This window comes from Enterococcus sp. DIV0175, from assembly GCF_050529075.1.
GTDB classification, from domain to species: Bacteria; Bacillota; Bacilli; order Lactobacillales; family Enterococcaceae; genus Enterococcus_B; species Enterococcus_B thailandicus.
This window is the reverse complement of sequence record NZ_CP172880.1, coordinates 1,923,526-1,940,268: the sequence shown is the minus strand read 5'-3', so window position 1 is coordinate 1,940,268 and position 16,743 is coordinate 1,923,526. Positions and strand designations below refer to the sequence as shown.

General features: G+C 36.2%; 20 protein-coding genes. 19 read left to right on the top strand and 1 reads right to left on the bottom strand.

The features are described 5' to 3' along the window. Nucleotides 1-2: 2 nt before the first annotated feature. From yqeK to recN, 16 genes are all read left to right on the top strand, one after another. Nucleotides 3-914, top strand: a complete 912-nt coding sequence (gene yqeK / locus IGJ76_RS09155; protein WP_071868200.1) for a bis(5'-nucleosyl)-tetraphosphatase (symmetrical) YqeK — start codon at nucleotides 3-5, stop codon at nucleotides 912-914. A 64-nt stretch (nucleotides 915-978) separates the two neighbouring features. Next, nucleotides 979-3,408, top strand: coding sequence for a non-ribosomal peptide synthetase (locus IGJ76_RS09150; protein WP_430596570.1), 2,430 nt, complete (start codon nucleotides 979-981; stop codon nucleotides 3,406-3,408). Further along, a complete protein-coding gene (locus IGJ76_RS09145) occupies nucleotides 3,405-4,064 on the top strand; it encodes a 4'-phosphopantetheinyl transferase family protein (protein ID WP_430596569.1) in 660 nt (219 codons plus the stop codon). The genes IGJ76_RS09150 and IGJ76_RS09145 overlap by 4 nt, the downstream gene beginning before the upstream one ends. Before the next feature lie 121 nt (nucleotides 4,065-4,185). Beyond that, nucleotides 4,186-4,560: a DUF956 family protein gene (locus tag IGJ76_RS09140; protein WP_067480493.1), complete on the top strand. Its 375-nt coding sequence runs from the start codon at nucleotides 4,186-4,188 to the stop codon at nucleotides 4,558-4,560. A 134-nt stretch (nucleotides 4,561-4,694) separates the two neighbouring features. Continuing rightward, entirely contained in the window at nucleotides 4,695-4,940 is a 246-nt protein-coding gene (locus tag IGJ76_RS09135) for a GlsB/YeaQ/YmgE family stress response membrane protein (RefSeq protein ID WP_067480496.1), read from the top strand. Nucleotides 4,941-5,135: 195 nt separating this feature from the next. Beyond that, nucleotides 5,136-6,200, top strand: coding sequence for a M24 family metallopeptidase (locus IGJ76_RS09130; protein WP_430596568.1), 1,065 nt, complete (start codon nucleotides 5,136-5,138; stop codon nucleotides 6,198-6,200). A gap of 157 nt (nucleotides 6,201-6,357) precedes the next feature. After that, nucleotides 6,358-6,915, top strand: a complete 558-nt coding sequence (efp, locus tag IGJ76_RS09125) for an elongation factor P (protein WP_067480502.1) — start codon at nucleotides 6,358-6,360, stop codon at nucleotides 6,913-6,915. Nucleotides 6,916-6,933: 18 nt separating this feature from the next. Further along, entirely contained in the window at nucleotides 6,934-7,359 is a 426-nt protein-coding gene (locus IGJ76_RS09120) for an Asp23/Gls24 family envelope stress response protein (RefSeq protein ID WP_071868204.1), read from the top strand. Continuing rightward, nucleotides 7,352-7,801 (top strand): transcription antitermination factor NusB, encoded by a 450-nt coding sequence (nusB, locus tag IGJ76_RS09115; RefSeq protein ID WP_086270789.1) that lies wholly within the window; start codon nucleotides 7,352-7,354, stop codon nucleotides 7,799-7,801. The genes IGJ76_RS09120 and nusB overlap by 8 nt, the downstream gene beginning before the upstream one ends. 94 nt (nucleotides 7,802-7,895) lie before the next feature. After that, nucleotides 7,896-8,750 carry a bifunctional methylenetetrahydrofolate dehydrogenase/methenyltetrahydrofolate cyclohydrolase gene (locus IGJ76_RS09110; protein WP_071868206.1) on the top strand — a complete coding sequence of 285 codons (855 nt, stop codon included), beginning with the start codon at nucleotides 7,896-7,898 and terminating at the stop codon, nucleotides 8,748-8,750. Next, the gene (xseA, locus tag IGJ76_RS09105; protein WP_067480513.1) at nucleotides 8,751-10,091 is read left to right on the top strand and encodes an exodeoxyribonuclease VII large subunit; all 1,341 of its coding nucleotides are present in this window, start codon (nucleotides 8,751-8,753) and stop codon (nucleotides 10,089-10,091) included. Between the two features lie 3 nt (nucleotides 10,092-10,094). Further along, nucleotides 10,095-10,319 (top strand): exodeoxyribonuclease VII small subunit, encoded by a 225-nt coding sequence (locus tag IGJ76_RS09100; protein WP_067480516.1) that lies wholly within the window; start codon nucleotides 10,095-10,097, stop codon nucleotides 10,317-10,319. Further along, on the top strand, nucleotides 10,319-11,209 hold the full coding sequence (locus IGJ76_RS09095) for a polyprenyl synthetase family protein (protein WP_071868207.1): 891 nt from the start codon (nucleotides 10,319-10,321) through the stop codon (nucleotides 11,207-11,209). The genes IGJ76_RS09100 and IGJ76_RS09095 overlap by 1 nt, the downstream gene beginning before the upstream one ends. Nucleotides 11,210-11,217: 8 nt before the next feature. After that, nucleotides 11,218-12,036: a TlyA family RNA methyltransferase gene (locus IGJ76_RS09090; protein ID WP_071868208.1), complete on the top strand. Its 819-nt coding sequence runs from the start codon at nucleotides 11,218-11,220 to the stop codon at nucleotides 12,034-12,036. A gap of 81 nt (nucleotides 12,037-12,117) precedes the next feature. Further along, nucleotides 12,118-12,567, top strand: a complete 450-nt coding sequence (gene argR, locus IGJ76_RS09085) for an arginine repressor (protein ID WP_067480526.1) — start codon at nucleotides 12,118-12,120, stop codon at nucleotides 12,565-12,567. A gap of 16 nt (nucleotides 12,568-12,583) precedes the next feature. Beyond that, nucleotides 12,584-14,272, top strand: coding sequence for a DNA repair protein RecN (gene recN, locus IGJ76_RS09080; RefSeq protein WP_067480529.1), 1,689 nt, complete (start codon nucleotides 12,584-12,586; stop codon nucleotides 14,270-14,272). 52 nt (nucleotides 14,273-14,324) lie between these two features. Here recN and IGJ76_RS09075 read toward each other — a convergent pair whose 3' ends face one another. After that, complete coding sequence (locus IGJ76_RS09075) at nucleotides 14,325-14,441, bottom strand: DUF4044 domain-containing protein (RefSeq protein ID WP_067480532.1); 117 nt, start codon at nucleotides 14,439-14,441, stop codon at nucleotides 14,325-14,327. Between the two features lie 352 nt (nucleotides 14,442-14,793). Between IGJ76_RS09075 and IGJ76_RS09070 the strand changes: the two genes are divergently transcribed. From IGJ76_RS09070 to rsmH, 3 genes are all read left to right on the top strand, one after another. Next, the gene (locus IGJ76_RS09070; protein WP_067480535.1) at nucleotides 14,794-15,162 is read left to right on the top strand and encodes a DUF3397 domain-containing protein; all 369 of its coding nucleotides are present in this window, start codon (nucleotides 14,794-14,796) and stop codon (nucleotides 15,160-15,162) included. A gap of 166 nt (nucleotides 15,163-15,328) precedes the next feature. After that, nucleotides 15,329-15,760: a division/cell wall cluster transcriptional repressor MraZ gene (gene mraZ, locus IGJ76_RS09065; RefSeq protein ID WP_067481326.1), complete on the top strand. Its 432-nt coding sequence runs from the start codon at nucleotides 15,329-15,331 to the stop codon at nucleotides 15,758-15,760. 19 nt (nucleotides 15,761-15,779) lie between these two features. Beyond that, nucleotides 15,780-16,742 carry a 16S rRNA (cytosine(1402)-N(4))-methyltransferase RsmH gene (rsmH, locus tag IGJ76_RS09060; protein ID WP_067480538.1) on the top strand — a complete coding sequence of 321 codons (963 nt, stop codon included), beginning with the start codon at nucleotides 15,780-15,782 and terminating at the stop codon, nucleotides 16,740-16,742. The last annotated feature ends 1 nt before the right edge of the window (nucleotide 16,743 follow it).

Below are 16,743 nucleotides of genomic sequence, written 5' to 3'. Positions count from 1 at the left end.
AAATGAAAGAAAGAAATTTTTTAAACCCAGTAACAGAAAACTTTCTCCACGCAATTGGCGTGGGGAAAGTTTCCTATGAGTTAGCAAAAAAATTTGATGTTGATCCCAAGCGTGCATTTGTAGCAGGTGTTCTTCATGATCTAGGGGGAGCCATTCCCGATAGCGATAGAGTTGAAGTAGCACAGCTTTATAGCATCCCGCTTTTTGAAGAAGAAAAAAAGATTCCAATGCTTGTTCATGCAAAACAAGGGGAATTTTTTGCCAGAAATTTGTTTGAAATCGAAGATACAGAAATATTAAATGCAATCCTTTACCATACGACTTGTATTGATAATGCTTCTTCATTCGTAAAAATTGTCTTTATTGCTGACAAAATACATTGGGATCGAAATGGCGAACCACCGTACCTAAATGGATTGCTAAAAGCACTCGAACAGTCACTGGATGAAGGCTGCAAGTATTTCCTAGAATGGCTATGGGAATCAGATTTATATGTGGTACATCCATTTTTGAGAAGAAGTTATGGATATTATATTCGAAATCAAACCTTCCCATCTTTACAAAAAAACTTGTTAATGAACGAGAAAACAACTGAAATTACGTCAGAAATAAGAAAAAAATATTTTCTAAATGAAATTATTCGTGAATATGAAAAAATATTTGAAAGGACAGAGAATTCTTTAAACTTAGTCAAAAGCAATAATATTGATGCAGATGAAGCTTTTATTGCAGCAGCTTTAATGAATGCAAGCAATACGATTTTTGAAAACGAAAAAATAAAAGTTGCTTCCGCTCTTCAATTAGATCCCAACGCACCTAATCTAGCTGCACAAATTAATTATTATTTTGCTAAAAATGAATTTGCTGTAAAAAATCCTCGTATTTTAGAAACAATATTGAACGCTAAAGAGTAATCAAATAGTGACACAAATATCCAAAATGATTTTGTTGAAGAGGAATGAGCAGGAGGAGTAGGCAATGGTCGAATCAAAAGATTTTTTAGAACAAATTTTTGATTATGCAAATACAATACCTAATCAACTAGCTTTAGTTGATGATGAAAATGAATTAACCTATCTTGAAATGAAAGAAAAAATAGATGAGACGATTAGATTAGTAAAAAAATATCAACTTGATAATCAGTGTGTGGCTCTTCAGATACCAAGAAGTGTTTACTTTCCAATTATGGTTCTTGCGCTAACAAGATTGTCTGTCACCTTTATTCCACAAGATGTTACTCAGCCAAAGGAAAGACTTACCCAAATGGTTGAGACGGCTCAAGCGACAGTAATTATTTCTGTAAAAGATGGAAATTATCAGTTCCAAAAAGTTGCACAAGAAAAAAGTAAACGTACAGATGCGTGGGCAATTTATTTTACTTCTGGTTCTACAGGAAAGCCCAAAGCTGTAGAGATTCCTAGAGAAAATGTGATGAATACGGTCATATGGGAAAAAAATAAATTTGAAATTAGTGTGAAAGATAAAGTAGCAGCATATACACCTTATTCATTTGCAATCAGTTATATTGAACTTTTTTCAACTCTTTACTCTGGTGCGACACTTTATACAGTTAACGAATTCATTCGCCATGATTTAAATTTATTGGAAGAGTATTTAATCAAACATTCAATTACCTTTATGAATACTACAGCAGTGATTGGGGAACAAATAGTTAGGTGCATGAAGATTCCTAGTTTGAGAATATTAACTTTTTCAGGTCAAAGATTTCCTAATATCGATTTAAGTAAGGTATCATATAAAATTTTCAATGTTTATGGAAACACTGAATGCGGGGCTGCAACAATTAAAGAAATTAAGAATACCGATAAAAAAATTACTATTGGTGAGCCAGTATACCGAATGAGTGCTTTTATACTTGGTGAGCAAAATGAGATTCTTGCTGAAAATGAGGTTGGTGAGCTTTTTATTTATGGTCCACAAGTAGCGCTAGGGTATTACTTTAATCCTGAAGCTACATCAAAAACGTTTATAACTGTGGAGGACACAAATAATCAACAAAAAATTAGGGGATATCGTACTGGAGACTTTGCAAGGATACTAGCATCAGGCGAAATTGAATATCTTGGGAGACGCGATCGACAATACAAGATAAACGGTGTGAGAATTGATTTAGCAGAAATTGAAGAAGCTCTACAATGTGTTATTTCTCAGCTACAGCAAAGTTATGTGACCGTCAGAGAAAATCGTATTTACTGTTGGATTAGTAGCAAAGAAATTGAGAATGAGAAGCTAATTCTGAAACAACTAAATCACTATTTACCAGATGTAATGATCCCTACCAGAATCAGTCAGATAGAATCACTACCACTTAATGGCAATGGAAAAACGGATGAAAGCCAGCTTTTCGCTGAGCTGTCAGAACAAGTGAAAGTAGTGGATCAGCGTCACATCAGTAAAAAGCAAGAAAAGATAGAAGCGTATCTAACGACAGCTTGGGCGCAAATTTTAAATATTAATGAAGAAAAAATCACTTTTGATAGTGATTTTAAAAAATTAGGTGCCAGTTCCCTACAAATAATGGAATTAGGTGTGAAAATTTTACAAGATAGAAATCAAAAAGTTAATTTTGTAGAACTGCACAAACAAAGTAAGCTTTGTGATATGGCTATGTTGTTGTTAGAAGAAAACAATTTTCAGTCGATTTATACTTTTGTAGCTAGGACAGCCAAAATGAAGGGAAATCCAGGTCTATTCATTGTCCATTCAGGAAATACTGGCAGTGATGTTTATCGCCCCTTGTTTGAAAAAATCATTACGCCAGAATTTCCTATCTATGTTATTGAGCCTCATAACTTACTTACATCAGGAAAACGAATTGATGGAATTGAAAATATTGCAAAGTATTACAGCGAACTTATTGAGAATTTTATTCCAGAAAAAGAGAACGATCAGATTAAACTAATGGGTTGGAGTTATGGTGGAGTAGTTGCTAGTGAAATTTGCCATCAGTTAATGGCAAATAGAAAGTATAAGGAAGTTACAGAACTAATCATTCTAGATTCTCCGTTTTATTTAAATCTAGAAGACGTAAAATTGGCACAAACAAGAGAAAAAAATGGTTACTATCGAAAATATTTTGAAGAAACACATATTTTTAAAAATAGAGATCAGAAAAATATTACAACAGAACGATTGATTAAAAATAATCATGATGTTTTTCAAGATTTAATTGACTACGAACCTAAGACGCTGGCGGTACCAACTGTTTTTGTCCGAAGTATGGTGGAAGAACGTCCGTTAAGCAACCAACAAATCTGTAGGTTGTTTAGTAATAATCGAATAATTGATGTATTTTCAAGACATGATTATTTATTTGTTGAGGAAGAGACTGCTCTGATAATCAAAAAACTTCTTCAACTTATACCTGCAGGAGGTTCTGAAAAATGAAAAGAGTATTGATTGCTCCGATTGATACGCTGTTATTTGAAGAAGTGATGACGTTTGTGAGAGGCGCTTCGCGAAGCCGATATGATTATGTAGGTAATTTTTATAGAAAAGAGGATCAATATAACTCGGCTTTAGCCTATGTATTACTTTGTTTAGCAACTGAAAAATTAGTTGGAGAAATTAAGATAGGGGCTAATGGAAAGCCTTATCTGGAAGAAATGAATTGTCATATTTCAATTTCTCATACAAATAAATTAGTTAGCATCGGAATTTCGAATGAAAACATTGGAATTGATTGTGAGATGGAATCAAATATTAACGATGTGATCGTCAATGAAGTTTTTTCAATAAGTGAAAAGACACAAGTGATGAAGAATGATTTTCTAAAAGTAGTTTTCTGGACTGCTAAAGAAGCAATCAGTAAACTGTATAATGAAGACTGGTACTCTTCGCCATCAACCGAATTAATCTACAACGCTAATGGCGAATTAAAAGATGCAGTTAGTAGTGAAGTCTATCTTCATCAGTATTCTTTTCGTAAAGGGTGTATTTGTGTCGCAAGTGTAAGTCCTGACCAACCCTCCTTTCAACTAGTAACGGAAAAAGAAATCAGTGAATTTTTAGATAATTTCACCAAATTTTTCTCGAAAAATTGACAAGTTAAGTGATTTCATCCTGCATTGCTTTATTTTTTAGAAATGTCTATAATTGTAATGATACTGACGAGCATTTTGTTCTGTTGGAACAGAGAATAACTTGAATGGAGTTAATATTAGCATGGTACAATCAATCAATACAAAAGTCGATTTAACAGTCAATGCTACTTCTTATTTAGGAATTACTGAATATGGGAAAATCATGATTGGTGATAAAGGGTTTGAATTTTATAATGAAAGAGATGCACGTAAGTTTGTTCAAATCCCTTGGGAAGAAGTTGATTACGTGATTGCTTCTGTAATGTTTAAGGGTAAATGGATACCTCGGTATGCTATTCAAACAAAAAGAAATGGTACGTACTCTTTTTCATCAAAAAAACCAAAAGTCGTTTTAAGAGCAGTCCGTAATTATGTTGATCCTGATCACATGGTCAAATCTTTGAGTCTCTTTGATGTTGTTAAGAGAGGCGTTCGCAATATCTTTAAACGTAAATAAAAAAGAACGAGTGATTTTTCTGTTAGGAAAAGTTACTCGTTCTTTTTCTGTTTTGTTCTTGGAGTAAAATTCAATCATTTGCTCGTAAGAAAATCATTATGATAAAATTATCTTGTAAAGAAGGGGGTTAGATTATGGGTTGGTTATGGACACTAATCGTTGGAGCAATTATTGGAGCAATTGCTGGCGCCATCACAAACAGAGGAAATTCAATGGGCTGCATTACAAATATCATCGCAGGATTGATTGGTTCAAGTATTGGTCAAGCGATTTTTGGCGACTGGGGACCAAGTGCTGCAGGCATGGCGATTGTGCCTTCAATTTTAGGCGCAGTTATTTTAGTTGCAGTTGTTTCATTTTTCTTTGGGAAAAAAGCATAAGTTTTTAAATAGAAAAAGCAATGATTCGATTGTTTTTTGTTGGAAAAGAATTTGTTTGGCGTTTGCTGAACAAATTCTTTTTTCTTTTTGCTGAGGAAAGAAAGTTAACAAATTTTTTTCATTCATATTCATACGAGAAACAACAATAATTTGCTATAATAGAAAAAAGAAAGTAAAGAAAGAAGGATTTTATTGATGATGGTACGTGTTGAAAAACTACGCAAAAAAATGCAAGAAGAAAATTTGGATTCATTTTTAGTTACAAGTCCCTATAACCTTCGTTACTTGACCAATTTCACAGGTACTACTGGTTTAGCAGTTATCACGTTGGACAAAGCATTCTTTATTACAGATTTCCGTTACACAGAACAAGCTGCTAATCAAGCACAAGGTTTTGGAATTATTAAAAACGTTGGCCCGATTTTTGATGAAGTAGCTGATTTAGTGAAAAGAGAAAACTTAAATGCTTTAGCGTTCGAAGAAACAACGGTATCCTTCTTAGAATATTCTGTGTTAGAAGAAATTATCAATGCAGAATTGATCCCAGTTAGTGGAATGATTGAAGAGTTACGCGAAGTAAAAGACGAAGAAGAAATCGCGATTATTGAAAAAGCATGTAGCATTGCTGATATGGCTTACGACCATATTCTAAAAATGATTCGACCAGGAATGACTGAAATCGAAGTAGCAAATCAGGTTGATTTCTACATGCGTTCGTTAGGTGCAACGAGCGTTTCGTTTGATACGATTGTTGCCAGTGGATTACGTTCAGCCATGCCTCATGGTGTAGCGAGTGATAAAGTAATCGAGCAAGGTGACTTGATTACGCTGGACTTTGGTTGTTATTATCAAGGATATGTTTCTGATATGACTCGGACGTTTGCTATTGGTGATCCTGGTGAAAAGTTAAAAGAAATCTATCAAATCGTGTTAGATGCACAGCTTGCTGTCTTAGATGCAGCAAAACCTGGGCTTACAGGTATTCAACTAGATGCGGTAGCACGTGATTATATTACAAAATATGGGCACGGTGAAGCGTTCGGTCATTCGACTGGACATGGTATCGGGTTAGAAATTCATGAAGGTCCAAATGTTTCTTCTCGTGCAGAAAAACAATTTGTTCCTGGAAATGTTATCACTGATGAGCCTGGAATTTACTTGCCAGGAATTGGTGGCGTTCGAATTGAAGATGATTTATTAATTACAAAAGAGGGAAATCGTGTGCTGACTCACTCACCAAAAGAATTAATTATTCTATAGTTTCACCCGATGTTTAAAAATTTCTTTTCCTGCTTGGCACACCGACTTTTGTTATAGAAAATAGCTAGATTTAGTGATACACTATAGAAGGACTTTTACGCATGTAGAAGATAGCAGAGCTGGGAGTTTTTCTCCGTAAAGAATTAGGAGGCTATTTATGATTTCTGTAAATGATTTCAAAACAGGACTAACAATTGAAGTGGATGGCGGGATTTGGCGAGTGATTGAATTCCAACATGTTAAGCCAGGAAAAGGTGCTGCATTTGTTCGTTCAAAATTAAAAAACTTGCGTACAGGCGGCGTACAGGAAAAAACTTTTCGTGCTGGAGAAAAAGTAGCAAAAGCTCAAATCAGTAATCGAAAAATGCAATATCTTTATGAAAGTGCAGGAAGCCATGTTTTCATGGATTTAGAAACCTATGAACAAATTGAAATTCCTGAAGAACAGATTAAAGATGAATTGAAGTATATTTTAGAAAACATGGAAGTTAACATTATCATGTATGACACAGAAATTTTAGGTCTTGAGTTACCCAATACAGTTATTCTCGAGGTTGCTGAAACGGATCCGAACATCAAAGGAGATACATCTTCTGGCGGAACGAAACCAGCAATTATGGAAACTGGGTTAACGGTTAATGTACCTTTCTTTGTGAACCAAGGAGATAAACTGATTGTTAATACCGGAGACGGTTCATATGTATCTCGTGCTTAGGTAAAAGGAGGAAGAAAAATGGCAGAAGAAAAAAATCTTGTCTTAAACGCAAATCAAGATTTAGGAGAAATTGTTATTGCTCCTGAAGTTATTGAAGTAATTATTGGAATTGCAGCTTCTAAAGTAGAAGGTGTATATGGCATGCGTGGTACTTTTGCTAGCAATGTAACTGAACTATTAGGTCGCGCAGCTCATGGTAAAGGTGTCTATCTTGCGAATGAAGAAGATGGCTTAAAAGTAGATATTTATTGCTATTTAGAATACGGAGTATCGGTTCCCAAAGTGGCAATGGAGATGCAAGAACGTGTTGTCCAACAAGTTTTATTTATGACAGACGTGGCTTTAGCTGAAGTGAATATTCACGTGGTAGCAGTGGTACCTGAAAAATTAGAACAACCCGCACTGGAAGAACTTTTTGAAGACGATGAGGACGAAAATGAATAAAGAAATATCAAGACATAAGATTCGTGAAATGGCGTTGCAAGCACTATTTCCACTAGATTTCAATGCAGATTTAACAAAAGAAGATGCAATCATGCATGCAATTGGGTTAGATCAGCGTGAATTGATTAATGAGGAAGAATCAGAATTTGTTCCGGTTTATCTGGACACACTAGTTGGTGGTGTGTGTGCGAAAAAAGATGAATTAGATCAAATGATTGAAAAACATTTAAAAAATAATTGGCGTATCAATCGAATTTCAAAAATGGATTTAGTTATCTTGCGCATTGCAATCTTTGAAATGAAATATGTGACCGATGTTCCAGCTCCAGTTGCTTTAAATGAAGCAATCGAGTTAACGAAAACATTTAGTGATGATCGTTCACGCAAATTTGTGAACGGCGTATTATCCAATATTTTAAATGAAATGGAAGCTGGGGCATAGGCCCTAGCTTTTTTTTGAGAAATAAAAATCATTGTTATTGGGTAATCAAATTCTATGGTAGAATAAAAAGACAAAAAGTTCAGGGAGTGGTTCTATGGCAGTCACAATCAATGGAAAAGAATTAGCAGAAAAAATGCAAACAGAAATTGCTGAAAAAGTGCATGAACTCAATGAAGTTGGTATCCATCCTGGTCTAGTTGTTTTATTAGTAGGAGAAAACCAAGCAAGTCAAGTTTATGTTCGAAATAAAGAACGAGTTGCAAAAGAAATTGGTATCCACTCAAAAGTAGAACGTTATCCAGAAACCATTTCTGAAGAAGAATTACTTTTAGAAATTGAAAAATATAATCAAGATCCATTATTCCATGGAATCTTAGTACAATTACCTCTACCAAAACATATCAACGAAGAACAAGTATTATTGGCAATCCGACCTGAAAAAGATGTCGATGGATTCCACCCAATGAATCTTGGTCGTTTATTTGCTGGTGATCCAGACATGATTCCTTGTACACCATATGGAATTATGAAAATGTTTGAAGCTTACTCGATTGATCCTGCTGGGAAGCGAGCCGTTGTAATTGGGCGTAGTAATATCGTTGGTAAGCCAATGGGACAGTTATTATTGATGGCAGATGCGACAGTTACCATTGCACATTCAAAAACAAAAGACTTACCAGCACTTGCGCGTGAGGCAGATATTTTAGTTGTTGCGATTGGACGCGGTCATTTTGTAACAAAAGAATTTATCAAACCAGGTGCAGTAGTAATTGATGTGGGAATGAATCGAAATGAAGAAGGCAAACTAATTGGGGATGTCAAGTTTGATGAAGTCGAGCCATTAGCAAGCTATATCACGCCAGTACCTCGAGGTGTTGGGCCAATGACCATTACAATGTTGATGTATCAAACAGTTAAGTCTGCTGAAGCTTTTGGAGCAGGTGAGTAAATGACGCAAGAATATTTAACAGTAACGTCGTTGACTAAATATCTAAAAAGAAAATTTGATTTAGATCCTTATTTGGAACGAGTGTATTTGACTGGAGAAATTTCTAACTTTCGCCTGCGGGCAAACGCGCATCAATATTTCAGCTTGAAAGACGATCATGCAAAAATCTCGGCAATTATGTTTAAAGGCGCGTTTCAAAAACTTAAATTCCAACCAAAAGAGGGAATGAAGGTTTTAGTCGTCGGTCGAATTTCACTTTATGAAGCTGGTGGTTCTTACCAAATCTATGTGGAGCATATGGAACCAGATGGTGTCGGTGCGCTGTATCAAGCGCTAGAAGAAAGAAAAGAAAAATTGATGAAAGAAGGTCTGTTTCAAGGACCTAAAAAACCGCTACCTCGTTTTCCTAAGCGAATTGCTGTCCTAACTAGTCCTAGCGGTGCAGTTATTCGGGATATTATTACGACGGTGAAAAGACGTTATCCAATTGCGCAGTTAGTATTGTTTCCGACTGTAGTTCAGGGCAATCAGGCGGCAGACGATGTTGTGAAAAATATTGAACGAGTGGAAGCGCTAGGCAATTTTGATACGATGATAATTGGTCGCGGTGGGGGATCAATTGAAGATCTTTGGCCTTTTAATGAAGAACGGGTAGCCAGGGCGATTTATGCGGCAAATACGCCGATTATCTCTTCTGTCGGGCATGAAACAGATACAACGATTGCTGATTTAGTTGCAGATGTGCGGGCTGCAACCCCAACGGCAGCAGCTGAATTAGCGGTGCCGGTTTTATCAGAAGTATTGTTGAAAATCAAAGAACGACAAGCCCGATTAGAGCAAGCTTTTTCGCGTCAAATTCAAACGAAACAACAGCGTTTTGAACATTCGAGACAGTCGTATGTTTTCAGACAACCAGAACGCCTGTATGAAGGACAAACAATCAAATTAGATCACTTCAAGCAACGTTTACAACAAGCCGCGCAACAAGTTTATTATGAAAAGGAAAAGCAAGTTATTTCTCTTAAACATCAGCTCGAACAAGTAGCTCCTGATTATCGTGTAAAAACAGCTAAGCAAGAAACCGATTATCTACAACAGCGTTTGAAAGAAAAAATGGAACAATATATGCAACAACAAAAAAGCCATTTTCAAACAGCTGTTCAGTCCCTTGATTTACTAAGCCCGTTGAAAATCATGGGCCGAGGTTACAGCTATACGACATTACCTAATAATCAAGTAGCTAAAAGTGTGACAGAAATCCAACAAGGAGAACTACTGACTGTTCACTACCAAGATGGGCAAGTTATTACAAAAGTCCAAGAAATCGAAGAAGGAGAATAACCGATGGAAAATCCAACATTTGAAGAATCATTGCAAGAATTAGAAAAAATCGTTGTGCAATTAGAGCAAGGCGATGTACCTTTGGAAAAAGCATTAGACGCATTTAAACGCGGAATGGAACTAAGTAAACAATGTCAAGATACACTGACAAAAGCAGAAGAAACCTTGACTAAGATGATGACTGAAACAAACGAAGAAGTTGCTTTTGGTGAGAGCGAGGAAGCTTGATGCAATTAACCGAATTTTCAGCAACCAATTTACCGATGGTTGAACAAGAAATCACCCAATTTTTAATGGAATATACAACTGATGAAGCATTGAAAGAGAGTATGCTTTATTCGATTAATGCTGGTGGAAAACGAATTAGACCATTACTACTTTTAGCGACAGCAAGTTCCTTTGGTGAAACATTATCTACTCCCATATATCAAGTAGCAGGGGCTCTTGAAATGGTTCATACGTACTCATTAATCCATGATGATCTACCTGCAATGGACAATGATGATTTACGTAGAGGAAAACCGACAAACCATAAAGTTTTTGGTGAAGCAATTGCTATTTTGGCTGGAGATGGCCTGTTGACAGGGGCGTTTCAATTAATTAGTTTGACACAACTAGAACCCTTAAAAAAGTTATTGCTTATCCAACAATTGGCAAGTAATAGTGGGGCTCAAGGAATGGTAGCCGGGCAAACGGCAGATATTTTAGGTGAAAAACAAGAATTGACTATAGAAGAACTTGCCTTTGTCCATGAACGAAAAACAGGTCGCTTGATTCGCTATGCGTTGTTAGCAGGTGGTGTTTTAGCTAATCAGCCAGAAGAAGTTTTGATGTGTTTACAAAAATTGGCTGGACATCTCGGACTTGCTTTTCAAATTCGGGATGATCTATTAGATGTGGTGAGTACAACCGAAAAATTAGGTAAGACAGCTGGTAAAGATGCGCAAGAAGGAAAAAATACGTATCCGCGTTTACTAGGAATTGAAAAAACGTATGCAGCTTTAGCAAATGAAATCCAACAAGCCAATGAATTGGTTACACAGTTAGAAAAAGATGTTTTAGTATTTGATGGCGAGTTGCTACGTCAATTAATCAGACAATTTGATATGGAGAAATGAGGAAAAAAATGGAAAAAGAACGTGTAGACGTTTTGGCCGTTAAACAAGGACTTTTTGAAACAAGAGAACAAGCAAAACGCTCTGTCATGGCTGGGTTAATTTATAACGAAAAGAATGAACGCTTTGATAAACCGGGTGAAAAGATTCCTGTAACGAATGAGTTGAAAATCAAAGGGAAAAAATTACCGTATGTTTCTCGTGGTGGTCTTAAACTAGAAAAAGCTTTAAAAGCTTTTGATCTAACTGTTCAAGATAAAATTTTATTAGATATTGGTGCTTCTACTGGAGGATTCACAGACGCGGCATTACAAAATGGTGCAAAAATGAGCTACGCCTTAGATGTTGGGTACAACCAACTTGCTTGGAAAATTCGTCAAGATCCACGAGTAGTCGTGATGGAGCGCGTCAACTTTCGTTACTCAAAACCAGAAGATTTTGAACAGGGCGTACCAGAAGTAGCAGTGATTGATGTTTCTTTTATTTCACTGAAATTAATGTTACCGCCTCTACATGCAATTCTGGCCGATCAGGGAGAAGTCGTTACGCTGATTAAGCCTCAATTTGAAGCTGGCAGAGAAGCCGTCGGGAAAAATGGAATTGTTCGAAATGCTCAAACGCACCAAAAAGTAATCGAAGACACATTAGTTTTTGCAATGGCGAGTGGTTACGATGTCTTAGAACTGAGTTTCTCACCAATTACAGGTGGCGAAGGAAACATCGAATTCTTGGCACATCTCCAAAAAGTTTCTGGTAAAGGAACAATGAGTCCGACAATTGATATTTCAGCAGTTGTCACTAAGGCACATGAACAATTTGAACAAAAGTAAGCGGTTTGCAGATTTCTTCTTTCTTAAGCCGGAAAAATAAGCTATCATTAACAAGAAGAATGAGCTAAGGAGCGAAAAGCAATGAGAAAAAAAGATCGACACCGTTTGATTACTCGATTATTGAGCGAACGTGATATCCGGAAACAAGAAGAGTTTGTCGAAATTTTGAAAAACAAAGGAATTTCTGTGACTCAAGCCACTATTTCTCGGGATATTAAAGAACTAAAGTTGATTAAAGTTCCTGCTTCTGATGGTGGTTATCGTTATAGTTTGCCGGCAGAAACAAGTGAAGATGTTCAAACAAAATTAGAAAAAATTTTAAAAGATGCTTTTGTTGCAGTGGATCAGATGGAAAAATTTGTCATTTTGAAAACATTACCTGGGAATGCTTCTGCAGCGGCGAACCTAATCGATAAGTGCTACAAGAAAGAACTATTTTCGATCATTAATGATGACGATAATGTTTTGATGATTACACGCACAGAAGAAGATGCAGTGTCATTAAAAAAAGATTTCTTACATTACTTGTAATTAAGGGGTGATTGCTGTGTTACAAGAAATTAGTATTACCAACTTTGCGATTATTCCCGAGTTGCAATTGTCTTTTCACGAAGGGATGACGGCACTAACTGGCGAAACTGGAGCTGGGAAATCAATCATCATTGATGCTTTGGGATTACTAGCAGGTGGTCGCGGCTCAAGTGATTATATTCGTCAAGGTGCAGATAAGTGTATTCTTGAAGGCCTTTTTGAGTTGCCTAAACAGCCGGGATTTTCTGATTTAATGGAAGAATTAGGAATTGAATCAGATGAAGATAACCTAATCGTTCGACGAGATATGGCTTTGACAGGTAAAAATATTTGTCGCGTCAATGGACACATTGTGACTTTGGCAAATTTACGACGAATTGGCGCTTTTTTAGTTGATATTCAAGGACAAAATGAACATCAAGAACTATTACAGCCTGAATCACATTTAATCTTACTAGATCGATTCGGTGATACAGCCTTCCAACAGAAGAAAAAAATGTATCAAAAATTATACGGACATTATCGAACGTTAGAAGCTAAAGTGCGAAAAGTTCAGCAAAATGAGAAGTCTTTTGTTCAGCGTATGGATATGCTTCATTTTCAGCAAGAAGAGATTGCGGCTGCGAAGCTTCAACTAGGTGAAGAAGAACGATTAGTTGAGGAACGCGATAAATTAAGTAATTATCAGAAAATCGTGGATAGCTTGAATGCTGGATATGGCGCGCTGGATAATGGTGAGCAGAGTAGCGTGGATGGAATTGGACGAGCGGTTTCAGAAATGCAGGGGATTGCACATTTAGATCCAGAGTATGAAGCGATTTTTGAGAACATTCAAAATGCGTACTACTTGTTACAAGATGCAGTTGGAGATATGAGTCGTCAAATTGATCATTTGGAACTTGATGATAATCGCTTGGAAGAGGTAAATCAGCGATTAGAAGTAATCCGTCAATTGAAACGAAAATATGGCGAGTCAATTGAAGCAATCTTAACTTACTATGAGGATATCACCAAAGAGTTAGGTGACTCTGATTTTTCTGAGGGTCAGTTAGAGAAAATGAAAAAAGAACTCGAAGAAAAGGCAACAGAACTTCATCAGCAAGCGATGATTTTGCGTGAGCAACGACAAAAAATTGCTAAGGAACTTGAGACGTCAATTTTACAAGAACTAAAAGGGTTGTACATGGAAAATACAGAGTTTGAAGTTCGTTTTGCTAAACAAGAAACAACCTTTGACCAAAATGGATTTGACCAAGTTGAATTTTACATAACGACAAATCCTGGTGAACCATTAAAACCTTTAGTGAAAGTTGCTTCTGGAGGAGAATTATCGCGAATGTTATTAGCGTTAAAAACGATTTTTTCTTCGGAACAAGGCGTGACAAGTATTATTTTTGATGAGGTAGATACTGGGGTAAGCGGTCGAGTGGCGCAAGCAATCGCAGACAAAATTGCGCAGATTTCAAAATATTCTCAAGTTTTGTGTATCACGCATCTTCCGCAAGTTGCAGCGGTTGCTGATTACCAATACTATATTGTGAAAGATGTTGTTGCAGGTCGAACACAAACTTCAGTTTCAGAACTTGCTGAACCACAAAGAATTGAAGAAATTGCTCGGATGCTAGCTGGAAGTGAAATTACGCCATTGACGATTGAGCATGCCAAAGAGTTATTGAAAATGGCAAAAAAAAATCATAATAAATAAAAAAGAGCACCAGCTCTCTCTTGAAAGCAAGAGAATAGCTGGTGCTTCTTTTTTATAATACGCTCATTACAGCAGTTAGTACAACTGAGCCAACAGTTAAAATCAGCATTGTCCAAATCACTACTTTTGTTACTTTAGAAAAAGTACTTGTTTGCTTTTTATTATTCATCGCGTTCATCCTTAAGTTAGATTCATTAGCAATAGTGTACAACCTTTTGTGTTTTTGTTCAAGTTACGAAGTAAATTTTTCGTTGTTAAAAATAAAATATTTAAGAATGACTTTTTAAAACGGTGGTTCACAGATGAAAATTATGATAAGCTCTTTTTTAGATGTTGTCTAATTAGTAACAGCTGTCAAGTTATTTACTAGTTTCTACTATAAAAATAATCTGACTGTAATAGACAAGAAACAAAAGTGATGGTCTGAAAATGATAATCACAATAAATTAAATAAAATGAAATAGTTGTGTAAAGTATTTGCAGTATACTTAGAGCAATTAGAAAGAAGGAGTTTTCATCACATGGGTACTTTTACACCAATTGTATTATTTTGGTATATCTTTCCGGCAATCGTTTTATTTGGTTGCCAATTTTTAGTGCGAATCTTTGCATTGAATCGCCGCTTTAATTTAAAGGCTCCTGATTTATCTGTCCCATTTCTGTGGGGAGGAATGCATGAACTCTCAAGAAATATGGGCACAATTTCAGTTTTACCCTTTTTTATTATTTCTGTACTACTTTTAGGAATTTGTATTGCAGTTTTTCAGGCATACTATTATGAAGAAATTGTTTATTCACGTTATCTGAAAATGACGTGGCGGTTAACTTTTTTGCTAACAATCATTTTGTATTTAGTACTCATTGTGTTCAACATTGTGAGTTATTTATAACGTCAAAAAAGCTGTGGAAAGTCTTTTAAAAGATTTTTCGCAGCTTGATTTTTTAAAAAATAGTTAATGTAAAAAAAGTTCGTCTCAGATTTTCCAGAAAAGGTGGTAGAAAGTGGGGGATTGTGGTAGACTAATTTTAGTTAGTGGAGGAATGGGGGTAGTTTCAATGTTTATGGGCGAATATCGGCATAATATTGACACAAAAGGTCGTTTGATCGTGCCTTCAAAACTTCGTGATGAGCTTGGTGAAAAGTTCGTACTAACTCGTGGTTTAGATGGCTGTCTTTTTGGCTATCCAATGAGCGAGTGGGAAAACTTAGAAGATAAGCTTAGCGAAATGCCGTTAACCAAAAAAGATGCACGTACTTTTGTGCGGTTTTTTTATTCGGCTGCCACTGAATGCGAACTTGATAAACAAGGTCGTATCAACATTCCCAGCACTTTGAGAAGTCATGCAAGTCTAGAAAAAGAATGCGTAGTGATTGGTGTTTCAAATCGAATCGAAATTTGGGACGAATCACGTTGGCAAACATTTTCTGATGAAGCTGAGAGTAACTTCGATGAAATTGCTGAAAATATGATTGATTTTGGACTATAGAATAGGAAGAGGCTGACCAATGACTGAAACATTTCAACACTATACAGTCATGTTGAAGGAAACCGTAAATGGCTTAAACATTAAACCAAACGGGACTTATGTAGACTGTACTTTAGGCGGTGCCGGACATAGTGAATATTTACTAAGCCAATTGAACACCGATGGGCATCTTTATGCTTTTGATCAGGATCAAAAGGCAATTGACCATGCAAAACAACGGTTAGCGCCATATGTTGAAAAAGGAATGGTTACTTTTATCAAGGCTAATTTTAGGGAGTTAGAACTTCAGTTAGCTGAACGAGAAGTGACAGAAGTCGATGGGATTTTGTATGATTTAGGTGTTTCTTCACCTCAATTAGATGAGGCCGAACGTGGGTTTAGTTACCACCAGGATGCACCATTAGATATGCGGATGGATCAGTCAGCACCAATTTCTGCTTTTCATGTTATCAATGAATATTCTTATCAAGAACTGGTAAAAATTTTCTTTCGTTATGGCGAAGAAAAATTTTCGAAACAAATCGCTCGTGAAATTGAGCGTGTACGAAAAGAAAAGCCAATCGAAACAACTGGCGAATTAGTTGAAATCATCAAACGTGTGATTCCAGCCCCAGCTAGGAGAAAAGGTGGTCATCCTGCAAAAAGAATTTTCCAAGCAGTTCGAATTGCGGTAAATGATGAACTTGGAGCAGAAGAAACTTCTTTAGAACAAGCAATCAAATTATTGAAATTAAATGGTCGAATCAGTGCGATTACGTTCCATTCATTAGAAGATCGAATCGTTAAAAGTTTATTCAAAGAATACAGTACAGTTAGAGATCTACCACCAGGATTACCAGTTGTTCCTGAGGAGTTTCAACCGGAATTAAAAGTAATCACTAGAAAGCCAATCCTTCCATCAGAAGAAGAATTAGCAGAAAACAATCGTTCACGTAGTGCAAAACTGCGAATTGCGGAAAAAATACGAGTGACAGAGGAGTAGA